The following is a 20,271-nucleotide window of genomic DNA, read 5'->3' as shown; positions in this document are numbered from 1 at the left end:
CAATCTTTTTTTGGGAGTCGCGGAATCGCATGCCGCGGCTAAGATCAGGCCATGCTCGACCGCACCCATAAGCCGCATCCCGAACAGGGCTATCTCGACCTCCTCGACCGCGTCTGGCGCGAGGGCACGCCGCGGGTCGACCGCACCGGCGTCGGCACGCGCGCGCTGTTCGGGCAGAGCCTGCGTATCGATCTTTCCGACGGCACGCTGCCGCTGCTCACCACCAAGCGGGTGTCCTGGAAGACGATCGTGCGCGAGCTGCTGTGGTTCCTGGAAGGCGGCACCAATATCAGGCCGCTGCTCCAGAACAAGGTAACGATCTGGACTGATTGGCCGCTCGCCAAATATCGCAAGGCAACCGGTGAGCAGATCAGCCAGGAGGATTTCGAGGCTCGGATCGTGGCCGACGAGGCCTTCGCCGAGCAGTGGGGCGATCTCGGACCTGTCTATGGGGCGCAATGGCGCCATTGGCCGCTTTTCGTGCCAACGGATGCCGAAGGCGAGGAGAAGCTCTATCGCCGGGACCCCCAGGGAATCGACCAGATCGCTCGGCTGGTGCATGACATCAGACACAACCCGACCTCGCGGCGCCTGATCTTCACCGGCTGGAACGTGGCCGAACTCGACGGCATGGCGCTGCCTCCCTGCCATACCACCTATCAATATTTCGTCGCCGAGGGCCGGCTGTCCGGCCTGTTGCATCAGCGTTCCTGCGATGTAGGCCTGGGTGTGCCCTATAATCTGGTGACGGCCTCGCTGCTGATCCGCATGCTGGCCCAGCAATGCGACCTCGAGCCCGGCGAGTTCGTCTGGTTCGGCGGCGACGTCCACGTCTACCAGAACCATGGCGATCTCGTCGCCGAGCAGTTGAGCCGCACGCCGCTGCCCTGGCCCAAGCTGCGCTTTGCCCGCAAGCCTGCCTCGATTCTCGACTACAAGTTCGAGGATTTCATCGTGGAAGGCTACCAGGCCCATCCGGCGATCTCCGCACCGATCGCAGTTTAGCCCGTGAGGTCGGCGTTCCCAGGAGTAGTTATGCCTGTTCCCGTCATCATGGTTGCCGCGATGGCCCGCAACCGCGTCATCGGTGTCGACAATGGGCTGCCGTGGCATATGCGCTCGGATCTCAAGCAATTCAGGGCCGCCACCATGGGCAAGCCCCTGATCATGGGACGCAAGACCTACCAGTCGATCGGGCGTCCCTTGCCGGGGCGGCGCACCATCGTGGTGACACGCGACCCCGCATTTCACGCCGAGGGCGTGGAGGTGGCCACCAGCCTGGAGGCCGCTCTCGAGCGCGGGCAGGCCGTCGCCACCGAGATGAAGGCCGACGAGGTCGTCATTGCGGGCGGGGCCGCCATCTATGCCCAGGCCCTGCCGCGGGCGAGCCGCCTGCTGCTCACGGAACTCGACCTGGAAGCCGAGGGCGACGCCGTCTTCCCCGCTTTGCCGGCCGGAGAATGGCGTGAGGTGTCGCGTACCCCCCACCCCCGGGGGGAGGGGGATGACGCCAGTTTCGAGGTGGTGGCCTGGGAACGGGTATGAGATTTCGGTGTGCCGATCTTCAGACTGGCCGCGGATTTCATCATTTTCCGCAAATCAGCGCTTGACCGCCTGTTTTTCAACCCTTACAACCCGGTAACTTTCGAAAAATGGGAGCGCGATCTTGCGCAACATCCTTATCGTAGGTTTGGCGTTGTCGGTGGAGCGGGGTTAGCCCGAATCTCCTACGATGACGCACATGGGCCCCTCGAGGGCCTTTTTTATTGCCCGAAACACAAGCGAACGATATTCGAAGCTCGAAAAAGCCAAGGAAAAAGGCGATGTCGACGAAGCAAATGACCGGCGCGGAAATGGTGGTGCAAGCCATGATCGACCAGGGTGTGGACACCCTGTTCGGCTATCCCGGCGGTGCGGTCCTGCCGATTTATGACGCAATCTTCCAGCAGGAGCAGCTTCGTCACATCCTCGTCCGGCACGAGCAGGCCGCCGTCCATGCGGCCGAAGGCTATGCGCGTTCCACCGGCAAGGTGGGCTGCGTGCTGGTGACATCCGGTCCCGGCGCCACCAATGCCGTGACCGGCCTGACCGACGCTTTGATGGACTCGATCCCGCTGGTGTGCATCACCGGCCAGGTGCCGACCCATCTGATCGGCTCGGATGCCTTCCAGGAGGCTGATACGATCGGCATCACGCGTCATTGCACCAAGCATAATTACCTGGTGAAGCGCATCGAGGACTTGCCGCGTATCCTGCAAGAGGCCTTCCTGATCGCCGCATCCGGCCGTCCCGGCCCGGTGCTGATCGACATCCCCAAGGACGTGCAGTTCAAGGTGGGCGAGTATTTCAAGCCGACCGACAACATCCACAAGACCTATCGCCCGCGCCTGGAGGGCGACCAGGACAAGATCAAGGCAGCGGTGGCCCTGATCGCCGGCGCCAGGAAGCCGGTGTTCTACACTGGTGGCGGCGTGGTCAATGCCGGCCCGCGGGCCACGGCGCTGCTGCGCGAGTTCGCCAAGCTCACCGGCTATCCCGTGACCTCGACCCTGATGGGCCTGGGTGCCTTCCCGGCGGCGGATCCGCAATGGCTCGGCATGCTGGGCATGCACGGCACCTACGAGGCCAACCTGGCGATGCATGATTGCGACGTGCTGATCAATATCGGTGCCCGCTTCGACGACCGCATCACTGGGCGTATCGATGCGTTCTCGCCGCATAGCCGCAAGATCCACGTGGATATCGATCCCTCCTCGATCAACAAGAACGTCAAGGTCGATATCGGCATCGTCGGCGACAGCGCCCATGTGCTGGAGCAGATGCTGGCGGCCTGGCGCGAGGCCAAGCCGGAAATCGACAAGTCGGCCCTCAAGAGCTGGTGGGACGAGATCGCCGGATGGCGAGCCCGCAAGTCGCTCGCCTATCGGGCCTCCGACGAGACGATCAAGCCTCAATATGCGATCGAGCGCCTCTACCAGCTCACCAAGGACCGCGACGTCTATGTCACCACCGAGGTGGGGCAGCACCAGATGTGGGCGGCCCAGCATTTCCACTTCCAGGATCCCAACCGCTGGATGACCTCGGGGGGCCTGGGCACCATGGGCTATGGCTTCCCGGCGGCGATCGGCGTGCAACTGGCGCATCCCGACGCGCTGGTGATCGACATTGCCGGCGAAGCCTCGATCCAGATGATGCTGCAGGAGATGTCGACGGCGGTGCAGTATCGCCTGCCGGTGAAGATCTTCATCCTCAACAACGAATATATGGGCATGGTGCGCCAGTGGCAGGAACTCCTGCATGGCGGACGCTATTCGGAAAGCTATTCGGCGGCCTTGCCCGATTTCGTCAAGCTGGCGGAAGCCTATGGCGCTGTCGGCATCCGGTGCAGCAAGCCGGGTGACCTCGATGCGGCGATCAAGGAAATGATCGATACGCCGCATCCGGTCATTTTCGACTGCCATGTCGACAAGTCCGAGAACTGCTTCCCGATGATCCCCTCGGGCAAGGCGCATAACGAGATGATCCTGGGCGACGCGGCCGTCGACATCGGCAGCGTGATCGACGCCAAGGGCAAGCAACTGGTGTGAAGTCCCCGGGCGCGCGGGCGTCTCGTCCGCTCCCCCTTTCTTGCTCACCGCTTCGACGATGCGGACATCGCGACATGCAAGCATGTCGCTGAGATGTCCGAGCTCCAGGAATATCAAATGACCGGATCCGCCTATTTCATGGCCTCGACGGCCGAGACGATCGTGACCCACACCCTCGTGGTGGAGGTCGACAACGAGCCGGGCGTGCTTGCCCGCGTCGTCGGCCTGTTCTCGGGCCGCGGCTACAACATCGAAAGCCTGACCGTGTCCGAGACCCAGCATGCCGAGCATGTCTCGCGCATCACCGTGGTCACCACCGGCACCGCCAGCGTGATCGAGCAGATCAAGGCGCAGCTCGACCGCCTCGTTCCCGTCCACAAGGTCGTCGACCTCACCTTGACCGGCAAGGCGCTGGAACGGGAACTCATGCTGATCAAGGTGCGCGGCAAGGGCGAGGCACGCAGCGAGGCGCTGCGCATCGCGGATGCCTTCCGGGCGCGGGTGATCGACGCCACCGTCGAGAGCTTCGTGTTCGAATTGACCGGCAAGGGTGAGAAGCTCGACCAGTTCATCGAACTGATGCGCCCGATCGGTCTGGTCGAGGTCTCGCGTACCGGCATTGCCGCGATCGCCCGCGGTCCTGAGGCGCTCTAGCCCCTTCTTTCCATGCGCCAACGGCTCGATGGGCGCAAGAAATGAAGCCCGTCGCGCTTTTTCTCATCACAAACATTGCTTCAAACCCGATGTCGGGCTATTCGCCCGCATCATTTCCCCATCATGAACTGTCTGAAGGACAAGGGACCATGCGCGTTTACTATGATCGCGACGCCGATCTGAACCTGATCAAGACCAAGAAGGTGGTGATCGTCGGCTACGGCTCGCAGGGCCGTGCCCATGCGATGAACCTCAAGGATTCGGGCGTCAAGGAGATCGCGATCGCGCTGCGCCCTGGCTCGACCACCGCCAAGAAGGTGGAAGCCGATGGCCTCAAGGTCATGACCGTGCCGGATGCCGCCAAGTGGGGCGACCTCCTGATGATGGCGACCCCCGACGAACTGCAGGCCGACATCTATCGCGACGAGATCGCTCCCCACATCAAGGACGGCGCCGCGATCGCCTTCGCCCACGGCCTCAACGTGCATTTCGGCCTGATCGAGCCGAAAAAGACCGTCGACGTCATTATGATCGCCCCCAAGGGCCCGGGTCACACCGTGCGCGGCGAATATGAGAAGGGCGGCGGCGTGCCCTGCCTGATCGCCATCCATCACGATGCCTCCGGCAATGCGCACGACATCGCGCTCTCCTATGCCTGCGGCGTCGGCGGCGGCCGCTCGGGCGTGATCGAGACCAACTTCAAGGAAGAATGCGAGACCGACCTGTTCGGCGAGCAGGCCGTGCTCTGCGGCGGACTGGTCGAGCTGATCCGCGCCGGCTTCGAGACCCTGGTGGAAGCCGGCTACGCTCCCGAAATGGCCTATTTCGAGTGCTTGCATGAAGTGAAGCTGATCGTCGACCTCATCTATGAGGGCGGTATCGCCAACATGAACTACTCGATTTCCAACACGGCCGAGTGGGGCGAGTATGTCACCGGCCCGCGTATCATCACCGACAAGACCAAGGCGGAGATGAAGCGCGTCCTCAAGGACATCCAGACCGGCAAGTTCACTTCCGAGTGGATGCAGGAATACCGTTCCGGCGCTTCGCGCTTCAAGGGTATCCGCCGCATGAACGATGCCCACCAGATCGAGGTGGTCGGCGAGAAGCTGCGCGGCATGATGCCCTGGATCAGCAAGGGCAAGCTGGTCGACAAGGCCCGCAACTAAGAAAAACGGTCATCCCGCACGCACTGCAACGCGAAGCGTTGCGGTGCAGATGGGGGACCGCAAGCCGCGTGAGGCGCCTTTCTCCTCGCGCGGCCCCGGATCTGCGGCGCGGCACTGCGTGCCGTGCCTTGTCCGGGATGACTGGGCATACTGGACAGCCTCGTCATCACACTGTCAAATGTCATACCAAACCGTTTAAACGGAGATATTTGGTATGGCAGTCGAATCATCCGCCGGAATTCCCGTTTCCGATCGCAAGCGACGGCACGCCATTGTCGCGGCGACCATCGGCAACGGCCTGGAATGGTTCGACTTCACCGTCTACGGTTTCTTCGCAGCCCTGATCTCGCGGCAGTTCTTTCCCAAGGAGGACCCGCTGACCGCCATCCTTCTGACCGTCACGGTCTATGGCGTGGGTTTCTGCATGCGCCCGGTGGGCGCCATCGTCCTTGGCGTCTACGCCGACCGCCATGGCCGCAAGGCGGCGCTCACCATCACCATCCTGACCATGGCACTCGGCACAGCCTTGCTCGGCTTCGCACCGACCTATGCCCAGGCCGGCGTGTTCGGAGCGGTGGTGCTGATGCTTGCCCGCTTGATCCAGGGTTTTTCGGCGGGCGGGGAAGTGGGTAGCGCCACCTCCTATCTGGTCGAATATGCCAGGCCCGCCGAGCGGGGCCTGGCGGCGAGCTGGCAGCAGACCAGCCAGGCGCTCGCGGTGGTCCTGGGCGGTTTGTGCGGCGTCGCCATCACCCAGTTCCTGCCGCAGGAAGCGGTGGAAAGCTGGGGCTGGCGGGTGCCGTTCTGGTTCGGCCTGCTTATCGGGCCGGTGGGGCTCTATATCCGAGCCCGCCTCGACGAGACGCCGGTCTTCTCGGCGGAGACCACCCGAAAGAGTGCGAGCCCTTTGTTCGAGACGCTGAGCGCCCATGGCCGCGGCGTCGCCTCCGGTTTCGGCGTCACCATCCTGTGGACGGTCTGCACCTATGTGCTGCTGTTCTACATGCCGCTCTATGTCGAGAAGTTCCTGAAAATTCCGGCCAAGGATGCCTTCATTTCCACCACGCTGGGCGGCATCGTGCTGATGCTGGGCTGTCCCGTCGCCGGCAGGCTGTCGGACCGGATCGGCCGCAAGACCCTCCTGCTCACGGCCGCCATTGCCATCGGCATTGTGGTGATACCGCTGTTTGCCTGGCTCAACGCCAATCCGACGTTGCCGGTGCTCATCGCGGTGCAGGTCGTGCTCGGCCTCCTGCTTGCCGCCTTCACCGGCCCTGCGCCGGCGCTGCTGGCCGAGCAGTTCCCGGCCGCCTTGCGTTCGACCGGCCTGTCGCTTGCCTATAATTTCGCAGTGGCACTGTTCGGCGGCTTTGCCGCCTTGATCGTGACGCTGCTGATCGAGAGGACCGGGCTTACCATCGCGCCCTCCTTCTATGTGGCCGCGGCGGCGCTCGTCAGCGTTCTGACCCTGTCTACCATGCGCGACCGCACGGGGCAGGCGATCGATTGATGAGCCAAGCACCGGAGTTTTTGGTCGCTCCGGCAGCAGTTTCGAACGAGAACACAGCGCCTCGGGTGGGCCGATCTCCAGATCGGGCGATGCGCGCTTTCCGAGAGGCAAAGATGCCGACAGGAAGATCGGCAGGCCTGACAGCCTCGGCGAGTGGAGCCCGCCGTCATTTCGAGGCTTTAGCAGCACTCGTGTTCAGTGAGTGATAAGATATTGATTCTTATGGATTAATTTGAAATTCCTGTTGCCATTTCCTTAAGGTTGCGGTGCAATCGTGTTGTCTCCAATCACCATGGAGGTGACAGAAATGGTGTCTGTTGCGTTTCGGCGTCAGTTGGAAGGGTACGGCCTCACCACGGCCAATATTCTCTATCGTCTGCCGGATCATCCGGCGTTGCTGCAGGCCTATGTCTGGCAGGACTATGATCTGGCTCCTGCCTTTCCGGAATTGCACAGGTTCCTGGCATTCTGGCACGACAAGATCGAAGGCGCACTGCATTCGGTGACCGTGTCGCATAGCGGCCTGATCAAGCCTGCAGAATTGCGTGCGATCGGGCAGGAGTTCCGCATCCATTGAGACGCTGGCGCTGCTTGCAAATCACGGTATAACGCCTCGCAATCGTGCGGAGGCCCCGTGGACAAATATATCAATGCCGCCAAGCGGCTGATTTCGCATCTGGCCGATCAGCTGCAGGCCGACCTTGCTGTCGAATTGTGGAACGGCGAGGTCGTGCCGCTCGGCCCGAACGCCCGCACGGATCTGCGCCTGAAGATCGCCGATGCCGATGCGATCACCCGGCTGGTGCGGCGGCCACATGCGCTGTTCGACCAGCTCATCCAGCTCCTCGCGGATGGCAGCCTCACCATCGAGGGGGGCACGCTGCTCGACGTGGCAGAGCGGCGCGGCAGCATGAACACGAAGGGCCTGTTCAAGCGCCTGAGCAAGCTGCAGCTCGCCCGCGGCCTTTGGCCCTTCGTCACCCGCTCGTTGCCCAAACAGGGCGCTGGCGAGAAGCACGACTTTGCCGGCAAGATCGAGGACAAGGTCGAAAAGGGACGCGACGACAAGCCGCTCGTCCAGTTCCACTACGACCTGTCGAACGATTTCTACGGCCTCTTCCTCGGGCCGACCATGGCCTATACCTGTGCCTATTGGCCGAAGCCGGAAACCACGCTCGACGAAGCGCAGACGGCGAAGTTCGACATGATCTGCCGCAAGCTGCGGCTGCAGCCGGGCGACCGCTTCCTCGACATCGGCTCGGGTTGGGCCGGGCTGATCTGCCATGCCGCCCAGCATTATGGCGTTACCGCCCATGGCGTCACCCTGGCGCAGGAGCAGTTCGATTTCGCCCAGGAACGCATTGCCCGCCTCGGCCTCCAGGATCGCGTCACCGTTGAGCTCAAGGATTACCGCGACCTGACCGGCAGCTATGACAAGGTCGCCTCCATCGGCATGTTCGAACATGTCGGGCTCGACAATCACGAGGCCTATTTCAAGAAGATCCACAGCCTGCTGCGGCCGCGGGGGCTCTACCTGCACCACGCCATCGCCAGGCCGGCCAAGCGCGACATGAAGAAGTTCCGCAAGAAGCGGCCGGAATTCGCTGCTCTCACCCGCTACATCTTCCCCGGCGGCGAACTCGACACCGTCGGCATGTCGGCCAACGGCCTGGAGGGCAATGGCTTCGAAGTGCATGACATCGAGGCCTGGCGCGAACATTATGCGCGCACAACCAAGGCCTGGGCCGAAAATCTCTATGCCCGGCGCGACCAGGCAGCGGCCGAGGTGGGCGAGGCCAAGACCAGGATCTGGCTGCTCTATCTTGCCGGCTGCTCGCTGGCCTTCGAGCGATCTGCTGTCGGCATCTTTCAGACGCTTGCCTCGCGCAAGGCCAAGGGACCGTCCGGCCTGCCGCCGACGCGCGAGGATCTCTACCGCTGAGGGATCGTCCACAATAGACGAAGCGGATTGACCCGACCCTTGTCATTGCCGGGCTTGGCCCGGCAAATCCAGCCTTCCTTGCGGCATTGAAGTCGGGACCGCTGGATGCCCGGGTCAGGCCCGGACATGACAAAGACGGCGCTTCATTTGCTTGTCGATACCTGCGGGCCGGTCAGGTCGGAGAAACCAGCCCGGCGAGCTCTTCCGGTTTTCGCCACGAAAACGGGCCGGTCTTCAGGCCGGCCAGCGTCTTGACCATCTCCGTGCGCAGCCAGGGCAGCCGGCCCATCGGGCCGAAGGCGAGGTTCCGCACCGGTCCGGTCAGCCGCGAATGCGACTGGAAGAACTGGGTCAGCACAGTGCTCGCCATCTGATAGAAGCGGATGTGACCGCGGCGCTGCGCCGCGAAAGCGGGCAGGGCGGTGCTGACATCCGCATGCAGGGCGAGCGCATCCGCCAGGGCGGCGGCGTCGAGCAAGGCCATGTTGGCGCCCTGGCCGAGTTGCGGGCTGGTCTGGTGCCAGGCATCGCCGATCAGGACGAGGCGTCCTTTTATCGGATCGGCAACGGTCAACTGAGCGTAACGGGCCGGCGTCAATTGCTCATGCCGAGTGAATTGCCGCGTCAGTGCCGCCGTCTCCGGCCAGATTGCGGCGACCTCGGCCCGCCAGGCCGCAAGGTCGGCCTCGGTCCAGCGATCGAGATCCTCGACCGGCATGCTCCAGAAGAAGGCATCGAGCGGCGTGGGGTCGTGAGGCAGGTGTCCCACCGGCAGCACGCCGATCATGAAACGCGCGGTTCGGTAACGCTGCTGCAGGGCATCGCGGCCAAAGCCCGTATCCGCGGCCACGCCCCAGACGGCGCCATGCCGATAAGGCCGCCGCTGCAAGGCGCCGAGCCTGTCGCGGAGACTCGAGCGCGCACCGCCGGCATCGACCACCAGATCGAAGGGACCATGGCGCCGTCCGGCTGAGTCCCCCAGCACGGGCCGGTTCTCGATGTTCTCGACGCCGGTGATATCGGCGGCCTGCTCCAGGGCGATGCCGCGCGTTTCGGCTGCCGTCATCAGCAGGTGGAACAGGCTCGCCCTGTGAATGCCGACACCGTGCAGCCCGGGCAGAAGCTCGTCATAACGCCGATCGAAGATCAGCGGGCCCGTCGGACCACAACGTCCGTACAGGCGCTCGATCCGGCTGCCCAGGGTGGCGGCGCCCTCGCGCAGGCCGAGGCGGTCTAGCACCGCCAGGCCCGTCGGCTGCAGCAAAAGCCCAGCGCCCACCGGTTTGGCCTGCTCGAAGCGCTCGAACACCACCACGCGATGGCCTGCATCGGCGAGGCAGGAGGCGACCGCCAGGCCGGCGACCCCCGCGCCGACGATGGCAATGGAAAGTTTGACCATGCCGGTGACGCTACCGTGACCCGCAGGGTCTCGCCACTCGGGTGTCGTACTGGTCCACAGCGCATGTCCGTTTGAAGAAACGATCCCGGCAAAAGAATAGCGGTTGTCAATTGTCGGAACAAACATAAGATGGTGTCAGCGCAGCGGATTCAACCGTCTGCGCCAGGCTCACAAAGAGCCGCATCGGTACTGTACGCCGAAAGCAACATGCCGGAGTGCTTTGCGATTTGGCGGTATCGCCGGGAATCGCAATGACGCGCCGAAACAAAGGGTGAGAGCAAACAGGCGTTCAGAACGCGTTTTGCTCGAGGGAGGAAATGGATGCCTAAGGACAGGACGCCGCATACGCGGCGCGATTTTATTCGTTCTGCCTCGTTTTCCGCCGGCGCTGCCGCAGCCCTGTTGGGGGGATTCGGCCTCGATCCGGCTTTCGCCGCCGAAGCCGCGAAAGTGGCCGGTCGCTCCGAAAAGCCGCTCAAGGCGGCCTTCTCCAATGCCGGACTGCAGGCGACCTGGTGTGCGCAGGGCAAGGAAGCGGCCGAATATTGGGGCAAGCTCTTCAATGTCGAGGTGACCTGGTTCGACGGCCAGCTCGATGCGGTCAAGCAACGCGCCGCCATCGACAACATGGCCTCCCAGAAATGGGATTTCGTCGCCATCCAGGCCTTCGGCATCGGCACCTTGACCCAGCCGGTGCAGAAGATGATCGATGCCGGCATTCCCGTGATCGACATGGATACGTTGATCGCGCCGCTCGACAAGATCAACGTGCACAGCTTCCTGGCGCCCAACAACGAGTTCATGGGCGCGTCGGTCACGCAGGCCCTGTGCAATGCCATCGGCGGCAAGGGCAAGATCATCATGACCCAGGGCGCCCTCGGCCACACTGGCGCGCAGGGCCGGGCCAAGGGCTTCGAGAGCGTGGTGAAGCAGTTCCCCAATATCGAGGTGCTGGACACGCAGCCGGCCGATTGGGACGTCACCAAGGCGGCCCGCCTGTGGGAGACCTACCTGACCAAATATCCGCAGATCGACGCGGCCTTCTTCCACAATGACGACATGGCGCTTGCCGCCTACAACATCATGAAGGCCCGCAACCGTACCGACATCAAGATCGGCGGCGTCGACGCGATGCCGCCCGCCATTTCGGCGGTCGCGGACGGCCGCATGTTCGCCACGGTACGCAATCCGTCCTGCCGTATCCATGGCGGGGCGATCGTGGCCGGCGTCGCGGCCGTGGTCGGCGGCGAAAAGAGCGGCGAAGGCGGCATTCCCAAGCATGTCGTCACCGACGGGCCCGTGGTCACCAAGGATAATGCCGCCGGCATGCTCTGGATGGAAAAGCACTATCTGATCTGAGATCGGTGTGCCGGTCTCTCCAAGCCATCGGCCTGCCGATGGAGGAAGACCGGCAGCTCATCAAGAAATCGTGCCGGTGTGAAGACTGCCCTTTTCAAGGTGTTGAAGTTTGAAGGTCCTGATAGGACGGTGCCACCCCTCATCCGCTTGCCGGCACCTTCTCCCGCAAGAGGAGAAGGTGTCTGCTTTTGCTGGGCGCAGGGCTCGCCTATCGCCTTCTCCCCTTGCGGGACCTGGCACTTCCTCCGGAGGTGCCTTGGGTGGCGCGAAGCGCCGGATAAGGGGGCACGCCGCCCTATCGCAGCTTCCCCCGGTTGGTCCCAGATTCCTTGAAGGGGGTGCCCGAACACCGGCACCCTATTTCGCGTTCCGAGAGGCATGATGGCGGTAGACGACAAGCAATCGACGGCCGATGCGCCTCCGCGCCTGAGGATGACCGACATCTCCAAATCCTTCGGCGGCGTGGCTGCTCTCAAGGGGGTGGATTTCACCTTGCGGGCCGGCGAGATTCACGGCCTGGTCGGCGAGAACGGGGCGGGCAAGTCGACGATGATGAAGATCATCGCCGGCGTGCATACCGAATATCAGGGCAGCCTGGAGATCGATGGCAGGCCGGTGCATTTCCGCTCCGCCCATGATTCCCTCGCCGCCGGCATCTCGATGGTGCATCAGGAACTCAGCATCGTTCCCGATCTCACCGTCGCCGAGAATGTCTATCTCGGCAAGCAGCCGCTCAATGCCCTCGGCCTTGTCGACTGGCCGGCCATGGTGAAGGGCGCGCGCGAGCAATTGCGCAATCTCGGCATCGACGTCGATCCCCGCATGCGCATAGGGGCGTTGCCGATCGGCCTGCAGCAATTGATCGAACTCGCCCGCGTGCTCTTCTCCGGTGCGCGTATCATCATCCTGGACGAGCCGACATCGGCGCTGTCGCCTCCGGAGGTGCAGCGCCTGTTCGAGGTGTTGCGCAAGGTGCGGGCCGATGGCCGCAGCATCGTCTTCATCTCGCATTTCCTCGACGACATCCTCAGCATTTCCGACGCGGTGACGATCTTCCGCAATGGCCGCCATGTGATCTCCCATTCGACCGAGGGCATCGACAAGAACTGGCTGATCGAACACATGATCGGCCGTGGCCATGAGGGACTGGAGGAGAGTTATTCAGGTTCGATCACCTTGCCGGCCAGGCCCGAAGGCACCCCCGTGCTGGCGACGCAGGGCCTCAGCTATGGGCGCGCCTTTGCCGACGTAACGCTGGACGTACGGGCCGGCGAGGTGCTCGGCGTCTACGGCTTCATGGGCTGCGGCCAGCTCGAATTCGCCCGCGCGCTCTTCGGCAAGCTCAGGCCGGCGCAGGGACATATCGAGCTGGAGGGCAGGGCAAGGAGCCTGCGCAATACGGCACAGGCGCGCGAGGCGGGCATCGCCTTCGTGCCGGAGAGCCGGCGCTCGATGCTGTTCCATCATCAGCCGCTCTATCGCAACATTTCGATCAGCATTCTCGAGAGGATTTCGCGCCTGTGGCTGAAGCCGGGCGTGGAGCGCAAGACCGCGCAGCGGCATGTCGAGGCCCTGCATATCCGCCCGCCCCAGGTGAATGCCTTGCTCGGCTCGCTCTCGGGCGGCAATCAGCAGAAGGTCGCACTGGCCAAATGGCTGACCCACATGCCCAAGGTGCTGATCCTGTCGGAGCCGACGCGCGGCATGGATGTCGGCGCCAAGGACGATGTGGTGAAGATCGTGCGCGACCTGCGCGACAAGGGGCTCGCGGTGATCGTGGTTTCGGCGGAGCCCGAGACCGTGCTCTCGCTGGCCGACCGAGTCGTGGTGATGAAGAAGGGACGGATCGTGCGGGAGTTCGCCGGCGAGACGATCTCGAAGGACAAATTGCTGGAAGCGGCCTGAGGCGGCAAACCCGCCGGTCTTCAGCCTGGGAGTTTTGAGGAATGAGCACACCGGTTCAAGATGGCAGCCAGGCGCAGTTCGCGCGCCAAGGCCTGGGCGCGATCTTGCGCAACCAGATGCGCAACATCGCGCCTTTCGCCACCTTGCTGGCGCTGGTGATCTTCTTCGCGGTGGCGAGCCCATCCTTCCTTTCGCTCGACAACCTCGCCAATATCCTGGTGCAGATCTCGGTGACGGGCATCATCGCGGTTGGACTGACTTTCGTGATCCTGTGTGGCGAAATCGATCTGTCGGTCGCCTCGGTTGCCAACGTGACCGGCGTGGCGGTGGCGTTCTTCACGGCGCAGGAATCCTATGTGAACATCGCCAATGCCAATTTCATCATGCCCGGCGGTGTGGCGATCGTCTTGGCCTTGGTGGCGTGTGCGGCGCTTGGACTGGTCAACGCCTTCGGCCTGACGCGGATCGGCATTCCCTCCTTCATCATGACGCTGGCGATGATGCAGATCGCCGACGGCATCTGTGCGCTGCTGCTGCGCGGCCAGATCGCCTATGCGGTGCCGGATCTGGTGTCGACACTGGGCTCGGGCACCATCGGCGGCATGCCCTGGATCGTGATCGTGCTGGCGGTCTTCCTCGGCGTCGGCCACATCGTGCTGACCTATACGCGCTTCGGCCGCTACATCTACATGGTGGGCGGCAACCGCGAGGCCGCGGAATTTTCGGGCATCAACGTCAAGATGATCCTGGCCAGCGTGATGGTGATCGCGGCCTTATGCTCGGGCGTGGCCGGCATGGTGGGCGTCGCCCATTTCGGCAGCGCGCAGCAGAATGAGTTCACCGGCTATCTGCTCGACGCCATTGCCGCGGTCGTGGTCGGCGGCACCAGCCTGTTCGGCGGGCGCGGCGGCATCGGCAACACCATCGTGGGCCTGTGCGTGCTCGGCGTGCTCAACAACGGCCTCGATCACGTCGAGATCGACAGTTTCCTCAAGATCCTGATTCGTGGTGTCATTCTGTTGATCGCACTGATCATCAATGTCTATGCCCAGCGCCTGCGCGATGAGAGTGCTGCAGCGGGATAGAGGATTTCCGAATAGCACAGTAATTCCGCTATGGCTCGCCATCGGCGGGCCATAGCCTATTATATTGTCTCTAGGGCAGATCTGTGGGCAATGCGGATATTCGGGGTTCAAGATCGGGAGAAATAGGATATAGGTAGCGAGGGGACGCTTCAGACACTGTCCCCTGACCGGAGCGTCCCTGAATGATGCGGACGCTGTTCGCATCGTGCGCTGCTCCTCATGCGGCACGGATACGCTCCTCAATCCATCCAACCGAAAAAGCACTGGAGGTACCATGCAGAAGATGTTCTATCCGCTGGTATTCGCCTGCCTCATCGTGACGGGGTGTGTCTCTAACCAACAAGATCCGATGGCGGATCCGCAGGCGACTGGCATGACAGCGCCGCCAACGCCCGGCATGGCGACGCCACAGGCGGCCGGCATGGCGAATCCGGCCTCGACCTATTGTGCGCAGCAGGGCGGCAGGTCCATTCCCGTGCAGACCGCGAGAGGCCAGCGGGCCGATTGCCAGCTGCCGGATGGCCGGCGCGTGGACGAATGGAAGCTCTATCGCAGCGCCAACCGGCAGTCGCAGGCGACGCTGCCCCAATAGGGGCTGTTTCCTGACTTCAGCAAGAAAGAAGCCGGCCTCATCAGGCCGGCTTCCTTTTTGAGGCAAACAAATTGCCGATCAGCGCTTGAGGATACGGTTCACGCCGGAAGTCACGGCCTTGAGTGCCGATTTGGTGGTGTCCTTGTCGATGCCGACACCGAACAAGGTGGAGCCGTCGGCAATGCGCAATTCGACATAGGACACGGCCGCCGCATTGGCACCCGAGCCCATGGCATGCTCGCGATAATTGGCGACATCGAAGTCGAGGCCGCTCTCGGCCCGCATCGCCGCTACGAAGGCATCGATCGGGCCGTTGCCGACACCGGTAATGGTCTTTTCGACGCCCTCGTCGCGAATGCGGGCGGTGATGGTCCGCTCCTCTCCTTCACCGTCGCTGACGATCTGGTGGGAGGTGAAGGTGTAACGGCCATTGTCCAGATATTCGCGGGTGAAGGCATCCCACAGACGGTCGGCGCTGAGCTCGACGCCTTCGCCATCGGCGATCCCCTGCACAGCCTTGGAGAACTCGACCTGCAGGAGGCGCGGCAATTCGATGCCGTGCTCCTTTTCCAGGATATAGGCGATGCCGCCCTTGCCGGATTGCGAGTTGATACGGATCACCGCTTCATAGGAACGGCCGAGATCCTTCGGATCGATCGGCAGATAAGGCACTTCCCACACCGGCGAGGTCGCCGTTTCGATCGCCTTGAAGCCCTTGTTGATCGCATCCTGGTGCGAGCCGGAGAAGGCGGTGAACACCAATTCGCCGGCATAGGGATGGCGCGGATGGATCGGCAGCTGGTTGCAATACTCGGCCACGCGCACCAGGCCATTGACGTCCGAGATGTCGACCTGGGGGTCGACGCCCGACATCATCAGGTTGCCCGCCAGGATGACGAGATCGACATTGCCGGTACGCTCGCCATTGCCGAACAGCGTGCCCTCGACACGGTCGGCGCCGGCCATCAGGCCGAGTTCGGCTGCTGCGACACCGGTGCCGCGGTCATTGTGCGGGTGCAGGGAAATGATGACGCTGTCGCGATTCTTGATATTGCGCGACATCCACTCGATCTGGTCGGCATAGATGTTGGGCGTCGACATCTCGACGGTGAGCGGCAGGTTGAGGATCAGCTTGTTGTCGGGGGTCGGCTGGTAGACGTCCATCACCGCCTCGCAGATCTCCTTGGAGAAATCGAGTTCGGTGCCCATGAAACTCTCGGGCGAATATTGGTGGCGAATATTCGCCTCCATGCCCAGCTCCTTGGTGAGCTGCATGATCAGCTTCGCGCCGTTGACCGCGATATCGCGGATGCCGGCACGGTCCTGACGGAAGACGATGCGGCGCTGCAGCTCGGAGGTCGAGTTGTAGAGATGCACGATGGCGCATTTCACGCCCTTCAGGCTCTCGAAGGTGCGGCGGATCAATTCCTCGCGGGCCTGGGTCAGCACCTGGATGGCGACGCCATCGGGAATGCGCCCCGACTCGATCAGGAAGCGGACGAAATCGAAATCGGTCTGCGAGGCGGAGGGGAAACCGACCTCGATCTCCTTGAAGCCCATGCCGACGAGCGTGTCCCACATGCGCAATTTGCGCTCGTGGCCCATCGGTTCAATCAGCGCCTGGTTGCCGTCGCGCAGGTCCACCGCGCACCAGGTCGGTGCCGTGGTGATGGTGCGCGAGGGCCATCGGCGATCCGGCAGGTCGATCGGCGGCCAGGGTTTGTATTTGGCGGCGATATCAACCTTAGGAGCGGAGAACTGCGAAACCTTGCCTGCATATGTCATTGTGAAACTCTTTAGCCAAAGGAAAGGGGCGGCGAGGCTAGTCGACCGCGGTCAAGTCCCCTGAGCGCCCAGGCTGAAGCCCGGCCGGCCCTCAGGGGCGGCTAAGGAGGAGGCCGGAAAGGAGGGCGAGCGCGAGGGCCGGCGCCGGATGCGCAAGCGTCTCGAATTTGGCGGGCGATATCGCCACGGCTCGATCCCTTTCCTGTGATGGCCCGGAGCCACCAAGTGCAAGGGCTTGTACAGTGCCGCGATGGAGGGGGCAAGGGGAAATGCCGGGGACAGCCGCATATGGGGCTTTCGTGTCGTCCCGAACGCGATGCAGCATGGAATGCTGCGCCGCAGACACGGGACCGCAAGACGATATCGAAGACGCCTTTGCGGTGGAGAGAGGAACGCGGGGACTTGAGAACGATACGGTTGCCTGCGATCACAGGACATTCCTCAATGGACGTGTCCGATGCGCTTCCTGATCTGTTTCGCTCTTCTGGCGGTTTCGTCTTCGTCGGCCTTTGCCGCTTCCTGCTCCGAGCGCATTGCCTTCGTACAACGCGTGATCGACGGCGACGTCAAGACCGGTTTTGCCGACAAGAAGGTTCACGATGCGATGAGCAAGGATCTGGCCGATGCGGGCCAGGCCTGCCGGGCCGGCGATGACGCTAAGGCACAGGCGTTGATTTCCTCGACGCAGCGCCGCCACGGCTATCCGGTTCGCTGAGACCGGTTCCAGGTATCGAGCCGGTGCGCGAGATAGGCGCATTGGAAGGCCGGCATGCGATCGGCACGGATGTCGGCGGGCGATGCCACGACATGCATGCGTTCGAGTTCCGGCTTCTTGTCTTCGGCCAGGAAACGCTCGATTCCACCCTTGAGCTCGGCCGACGGCAGGGGCGATCGCACCGATTTCATCAAGGCAATGCGCGGGCCGTGGAAAACCGCGGTCCAGCCCGAAGCGATTTCGACGTCGGCGATCGAGACGCCGGTCTCCTCTTCGAGCTCGCGGGTCACGCTGCCGGCGAGATTGACGATGTCGCCATCGAGGTCGGAAGGGTCCGGCGTGCCGGCGGCGAAATAGATCGCGCCGGCATTGGAGGTATGCTCAGCCATCTCGCCGAGCAGGAAGGCGCCGTCCGCAGCCTCGAGCGCGGCCATGGCGAAACAATTCCAGCGGGGCTCACCCGGCGCTCCGAAATCCCGCCAAGCCAGGAAGCTGGCGTAATCCGTCATCAGATAGGCGCCATGAAACCGGCGCTCCACGATCTGCCAGCGGTGCAGCAGCAGGATCTTGCCGTTGAAGCTCGCCGGCTTGGCCTCGATCACCTTTTGCCAATGCGCTCTTATCGCGTCGGCATTCTCTTCGGCGAACCGCCAGGGCTGATGCTCGAGGCGGCAGTCGATGGCATCGAGCTCGACGATCTCCGGCTCAGACATGCAGGCTTCCTTCGCTGACGATCACGGCAGAGCCGCCGATCGAGGCGCTGGCCAGACGCGTGCCCTTGATGGTCATGCTCAGGTCGATCAGGGAAGGGCGGCCCATTTCGAAGCCCTGCTCGATGCGGAAATGGCGTATGCCATCGGCGAGGTCGTCGAAACGGGCGATCACGCCGGAGAGCCCGGCCACGGCCGAGCCGGTGGCGGGATCCTCGGGGATGCCGTCGCCGGGCGAGAACATGCGCGCATGGAAGCTCGATCCGGGCTCAGCGGTCTGGCGGGTATAGGCATAGGCCGCGCCGAGGCCCTCCTGGCCGAAAGCCTTGGGCCACAGGCTGGTGTTGATGCGGATGTTTCCGATCGCTTCCAGCGATCGCACGGGCACGAATGTGTAGGGAAAGCCTGTGCCGAACACGGTGGGATGGTGGTTCTCGAAACCGATCTGATGTTCACTCAGGCCGAGTGCTTCGGCGATCAGGTTCGTGGCCGCTGGTCCGCCGCGCTCGGTCGGCAGGGCCGGGATGTCGAACCGGGCATAGGCGCTGCCGTCCTTGAGCGAGACCGCGCAGGGCACGATGCCGATCTGCTCCTCCAGCCCGAAGAGATAGTCTCCCGGCTTGCTGTCATGGTCGAGCAGCGCCAGGAGTACGGCCGTGCCGACGGTGGGATGGCCGGCAAAGGGCATTTCGAGGCCCGGCGTGAAGATACGGATGCGGGCCCGGTGGCGGCCGTCGTCCGGCGGCAGGACGAAGACGGTCTCCGACAGGTTGAATTCGCGCGCGATCTTCTGCATGGCCGGGGCGTCGAGCCCCTCGCAATCGAGCACCACCGCCAGAGGGTTGCCGGCCAGCGCGCGGTCGGCGAAGACATCGAGCGTATAGAAACGACGGGGCATCGGAAGGCTCCTCGCAAGGCAAAGGGACAAAGGACCGTATCTGCAGGGCGGGGTTCTGCGAGCGGACGATCCGGGAAAAACTATACCGCGACGACCTCGAAGCGGCGGCTCGGCGTCACGAATTCATCCTGGGCTGCCACGGTGAGGATTTCCCGTGAGCCGGCCTCGGCGGTGCGCTTGAGCAGGCCGTAGATCGAGGCGCTGGCCAAATCCAAAGCCTCCGCCGCCGAGCCCGAGCGCTTCCAATGCAGATTGAAGAGAGCGGCGATCGCATCGCCCGCTCCGTTGATGTCGAGCCCGAGGCGAGGCGTGCGCACCCGGAAAAAGCCGCTGCCGTCCGAAGCCAGCAGGTCGATGGCGTCATCCGGCGTATCGTCGGTGTCGAGGGAGGTCACCAGCACCACTTTGGGGCCGGCGGCATGCAGGGCCGTCACGGCCGCCTTGGCATCGGCGAGCCTGCGGACCTCCCGACCGGCCAGATATTCGAGCTCGAACCGATTGGGGGTGATGACGTCGGCGGCCGGGACGGCCTGGTCGCGCATGAATTCGGGAATGCCCGGCCTTACGAAGACACCACGGCCGATATCGCCGATCACCGGATCGCAGCAATAGGTCGCCGCCGGATTGGCGCTACGCACCTTGTCGACAGCGGCAAGAATGGCATTGCCGATGTCGGAAGAGCCCATATAGCCGGAGATCACGCCGTCGCAGCGGGGCAGAACGCCGCGCTCGGCCAAGCCCTCGACCAGTTCGTCAACCATGGTGCCGTCATAGACGCGGCCTTTCCAGGCGCCATAGCCGGTGTGATTGGAAAACTGCACGGTATGGATGGCCCAGACCTCGCAGCCGAGGCGCTGCATCGGGAAAACCGCCGAAGCATTGCCGACATGGCCATAGGCGACCCAGGACTGAATGGACAGGATGTTCATGGCGACTCGGGCAATCACACTGAGGGAGCAGC

18 protein-coding genes are annotated in these 20,271 nt (G+C 63.3%); 13 read left to right on the top strand and 5 right to left on the bottom strand.

Annotation, left to right across the window (positions count from 1 at the left end; genetic code table 11):
* Positions 1-51 precede the first annotated feature (51 nt).
* From J8I29_RS07995 to J8I29_RS07960, 8 genes are all read left to right on the top strand, one after another.
* The gene (locus J8I29_RS07995; protein ID WP_209431230.1) at positions 52-1,005 is read left to right on the top strand and encodes a thymidylate synthase; all 954 of its coding nucleotides are present in this window, start codon (positions 52-54) and stop codon (positions 1,003-1,005) included.
* 30 nt (positions 1,006-1,035) lie between these two features.
* Complete coding sequence (locus tag J8I29_RS07990; RefSeq protein ID WP_209431229.1) at positions 1,036-1,545, top strand: dihydrofolate reductase; 510 nt, start codon at positions 1,036-1,038, stop codon at positions 1,543-1,545.
* A gap of 278 nt (positions 1,546-1,823) precedes the next feature.
* Positions 1,824-3,587: an acetolactate synthase 3 large subunit gene (locus J8I29_RS07985; protein ID WP_209431228.1), complete on the top strand. Its 1,764-nt coding sequence runs from the start codon at positions 1,824-1,826 to the stop codon at positions 3,585-3,587.
* A 117-nt stretch (positions 3,588-3,704) separates the two neighbouring features.
* Positions 3,705-4,241, top strand: a complete 537-nt coding sequence (gene ilvN, locus J8I29_RS07980) for an acetolactate synthase small subunit (protein WP_209431227.1) — start codon at positions 3,705-3,707, stop codon at positions 4,239-4,241.
* Positions 4,242-4,390: 149 nt separating this feature from the next.
* Positions 4,391-5,410 carry a ketol-acid reductoisomerase gene (gene ilvC, locus J8I29_RS07975; protein ID WP_209431226.1) on the top strand — a complete coding sequence of 340 codons (1,020 nt, stop codon included), beginning with the start codon at positions 4,391-4,393 and terminating at the stop codon, positions 5,408-5,410.
* 214 nt (positions 5,411-5,624) lie between these two features.
* The gene (locus J8I29_RS07970) at positions 5,625-6,920 is read left to right on the top strand and encodes an MFS transporter (protein WP_209431225.1); all 1,296 of its coding nucleotides are present in this window, start codon (positions 5,625-5,627) and stop codon (positions 6,918-6,920) included.
* Between the two features lie 307 nt (positions 6,921-7,227).
* On the top strand, positions 7,228-7,497 hold the full coding sequence (locus J8I29_RS07965) for an usg protein (protein WP_105862051.1): 270 nt from the start codon (positions 7,228-7,230) through the stop codon (positions 7,495-7,497).
* Positions 7,498-7,554: 57 nt separating this feature from the next.
* Positions 7,555-8,862, top strand: coding sequence for a cyclopropane-fatty-acyl-phospholipid synthase family protein (locus J8I29_RS07960; RefSeq protein WP_209431224.1), 1,308 nt, complete (start codon positions 7,555-7,557; stop codon positions 8,860-8,862).
* Positions 8,863-9,034: 172 nt separating this feature from the next.
* Here the strand turns inward: J8I29_RS07960 and J8I29_RS07955 are convergent, their stop codons facing one another.
* Positions 9,035-10,261 (bottom strand): NAD(P)/FAD-dependent oxidoreductase, encoded by a 1,227-nt coding sequence (locus J8I29_RS07955; protein WP_209431223.1) that lies wholly within the window; start codon positions 10,259-10,261, stop codon positions 9,035-9,037.
* Positions 10,262-10,582: 321 nt separating this feature from the next.
* Here J8I29_RS07955 and J8I29_RS07950 point away from each other — a divergent pair, with 321 nt between their 5' ends.
* The 4 genes from J8I29_RS07950 to J8I29_RS07935 all read left to right on the top strand — a co-directional run bounded on the left by J8I29_RS07950 (position 10,583) and on the right by J8I29_RS07935 (position 15,202).
* Positions 10,583-11,620 carry a sugar ABC transporter substrate-binding protein gene (locus tag J8I29_RS07950; protein ID WP_105862048.1) on the top strand — a complete coding sequence of 346 codons (1,038 nt, stop codon included), beginning with the start codon at positions 10,583-10,585 and terminating at the stop codon, positions 11,618-11,620.
* Between the two features lie 381 nt (positions 11,621-12,001).
* The gene (locus J8I29_RS07945; RefSeq protein ID WP_245196768.1) at positions 12,002-13,525 is read left to right on the top strand and encodes a sugar ABC transporter ATP-binding protein; all 1,524 of its coding nucleotides are present in this window, start codon (positions 12,002-12,004) and stop codon (positions 13,523-13,525) included.
* Between the two features lie 41 nt (positions 13,526-13,566).
* Positions 13,567-14,610, top strand: coding sequence for an ABC transporter permease (locus J8I29_RS07940; RefSeq protein WP_209431222.1), 1,044 nt, complete (start codon positions 13,567-13,569; stop codon positions 14,608-14,610).
* A gap of 373 nt (positions 14,611-14,983) precedes the next feature.
* Entirely contained in the window at positions 14,984-15,202 is a 219-nt protein-coding gene (locus tag J8I29_RS07935) for a DUF333 domain-containing protein (RefSeq protein ID WP_280870024.1), read from the top strand.
* Positions 15,203-15,280: 78 nt separating this feature from the next.
* Here J8I29_RS07935 and leuA read toward each other — a convergent pair whose 3' ends face one another.
* The gene (gene leuA / locus J8I29_RS07930) at positions 15,281-16,987 is read right to left on the bottom strand and encodes a 2-isopropylmalate synthase (RefSeq protein WP_209431221.1); all 1,707 of its coding nucleotides are present in this window, start codon (positions 16,985-16,987) and stop codon (positions 15,281-15,283) included.
* 457 nt (positions 16,988-17,444) lie between these two features.
* Between leuA and J8I29_RS07925 the strand changes: the two genes are divergently transcribed.
* Positions 17,445-17,702 carry a hypothetical protein gene (locus J8I29_RS07925; RefSeq protein ID WP_209431220.1) on the top strand — a complete coding sequence of 86 codons (258 nt, stop codon included), beginning with the start codon at positions 17,445-17,447 and terminating at the stop codon, positions 17,700-17,702.
* Here J8I29_RS07925 and J8I29_RS07920 read toward each other — a convergent pair.
* The 3 genes from J8I29_RS07920 to pdxY all read right to left on the bottom strand — a co-directional run bounded on the left by J8I29_RS07920 (position 17,687) and on the right by pdxY (position 20,239).
* Entirely contained in the window at positions 17,687-18,415 is a 729-nt protein-coding gene (locus J8I29_RS07920) for an NUDIX hydrolase (RefSeq protein WP_209431219.1), read from the bottom strand. The genes J8I29_RS07925 and J8I29_RS07920 overlap by 16 nt on opposite strands.
* A complete protein-coding gene (locus J8I29_RS07915) occupies positions 18,408-19,310 on the bottom strand; it encodes a PhzF family phenazine biosynthesis protein (RefSeq protein WP_209431218.1) in 903 nt (300 codons plus the stop codon). The genes J8I29_RS07920 and J8I29_RS07915 overlap by 8 nt, the downstream gene beginning before the upstream one ends.
* Before the next feature lie 80 nt (positions 19,311-19,390).
* Positions 19,391-20,239, bottom strand: a complete 849-nt coding sequence (pdxY, locus tag J8I29_RS07910; RefSeq protein WP_105862042.1) for a pyridoxal kinase PdxY — start codon at positions 20,237-20,239, stop codon at positions 19,391-19,393.
* Positions 20,240-20,271: the final 32 nt, after the last annotated feature.

Source organism: Labrys sp. LIt4, from assembly GCF_017813775.1.
GTDB classification, from domain to species: Bacteria; Pseudomonadota; Alphaproteobacteria; order Rhizobiales; family Labraceae; genus Labrys; species Labrys okinawensis_A.
Note: the sequence above shows the minus strand (reverse complement) of the source record. Positions and strands in the feature narration are given on the sequence as shown.

Excerpts from the sequence above, each read along its gene's own strand:
- J8I29_RS07915 (WP_209431218.1), bottom strand. The coding sequence starts at position 19,310 with ATGCCCCGTCGTTTCTATACGCTCGATGTCTTCGCCGACCGCGCGCTG.
- J8I29_RS07955 (WP_209431223.1), bottom strand. The coding sequence starts at position 10,261 with ATGGTCAAACTTTCCATTGCCATCGTCGGCGCGGGGGTCGCCGGCCTG.
- leuA (WP_209431221.1), bottom strand. The coding sequence starts at position 16,987 with ATGACATATGCAGGCAAGGTTTCGCAGTTCTCCGCTCCTAAGGTTGAT.
- J8I29_RS07970 (WP_209431225.1), top strand. The coding sequence starts at position 5,625 with ATGGCAGTCGAATCATCCGCCGGAATTCCCGTTTCCGATCGCAAGCGA.
- ilvN (WP_209431227.1), top strand. The coding sequence starts at position 3,705 with ATGACCGGATCCGCCTATTTCATGGCCTCGACGGCCGAGACGATCGTG.
- J8I29_RS07985 (WP_209431228.1), top strand. The coding sequence starts at position 1,824 with ATGTCGACGAAGCAAATGACCGGCGCGGAAATGGTGGTGCAAGCCATG.
- J8I29_RS07920 (WP_209431219.1), bottom strand. The coding sequence starts at position 18,415 with ATGTCTGAGCCGGAGATCGTCGAGCTCGATGCCATCGACTGCCGCCTC.
- ilvC (WP_209431226.1), top strand. The coding sequence starts at position 4,391 with ATGCGCGTTTACTATGATCGCGACGCCGATCTGAACCTGATCAAGACC.
- J8I29_RS07925 (WP_209431220.1), top strand. The coding sequence starts at position 17,445 with ATGCGCTTCCTGATCTGTTTCGCTCTTCTGGCGGTTTCGTCTTCGTCG.
- J8I29_RS07950 (WP_105862048.1), top strand. The coding sequence starts at position 10,583 with ATGCCTAAGGACAGGACGCCGCATACGCGGCGCGATTTTATTCGTTCT.
- J8I29_RS07945 (WP_245196768.1), top strand. The coding sequence starts at position 12,002 with ATGGCGGTAGACGACAAGCAATCGACGGCCGATGCGCCTCCGCGCCTG.
- J8I29_RS07965 (WP_105862051.1), top strand. The coding sequence starts at position 7,228 with ATGGTGTCTGTTGCGTTTCGGCGTCAGTTGGAAGGGTACGGCCTCACC.
- J8I29_RS07935 (WP_280870024.1), top strand. The coding sequence starts at position 14,984 with ATGACAGCGCCGCCAACGCCCGGCATGGCGACGCCACAGGCGGCCGGC.
- J8I29_RS07940 (WP_209431222.1), top strand. The coding sequence starts at position 13,567 with ATGAGCACACCGGTTCAAGATGGCAGCCAGGCGCAGTTCGCGCGCCAA.
- J8I29_RS07995 (WP_209431230.1), top strand. The coding sequence starts at position 52 with ATGCTCGACCGCACCCATAAGCCGCATCCCGAACAGGGCTATCTCGAC.
- pdxY (WP_105862042.1), bottom strand. The coding sequence starts at position 20,239 with ATGAACATCCTGTCCATTCAGTCCTGGGTCGCCTATGGCCATGTCGGC.
- J8I29_RS07990 (WP_209431229.1), top strand. The coding sequence starts at position 1,036 with ATGCCTGTTCCCGTCATCATGGTTGCCGCGATGGCCCGCAACCGCGTC.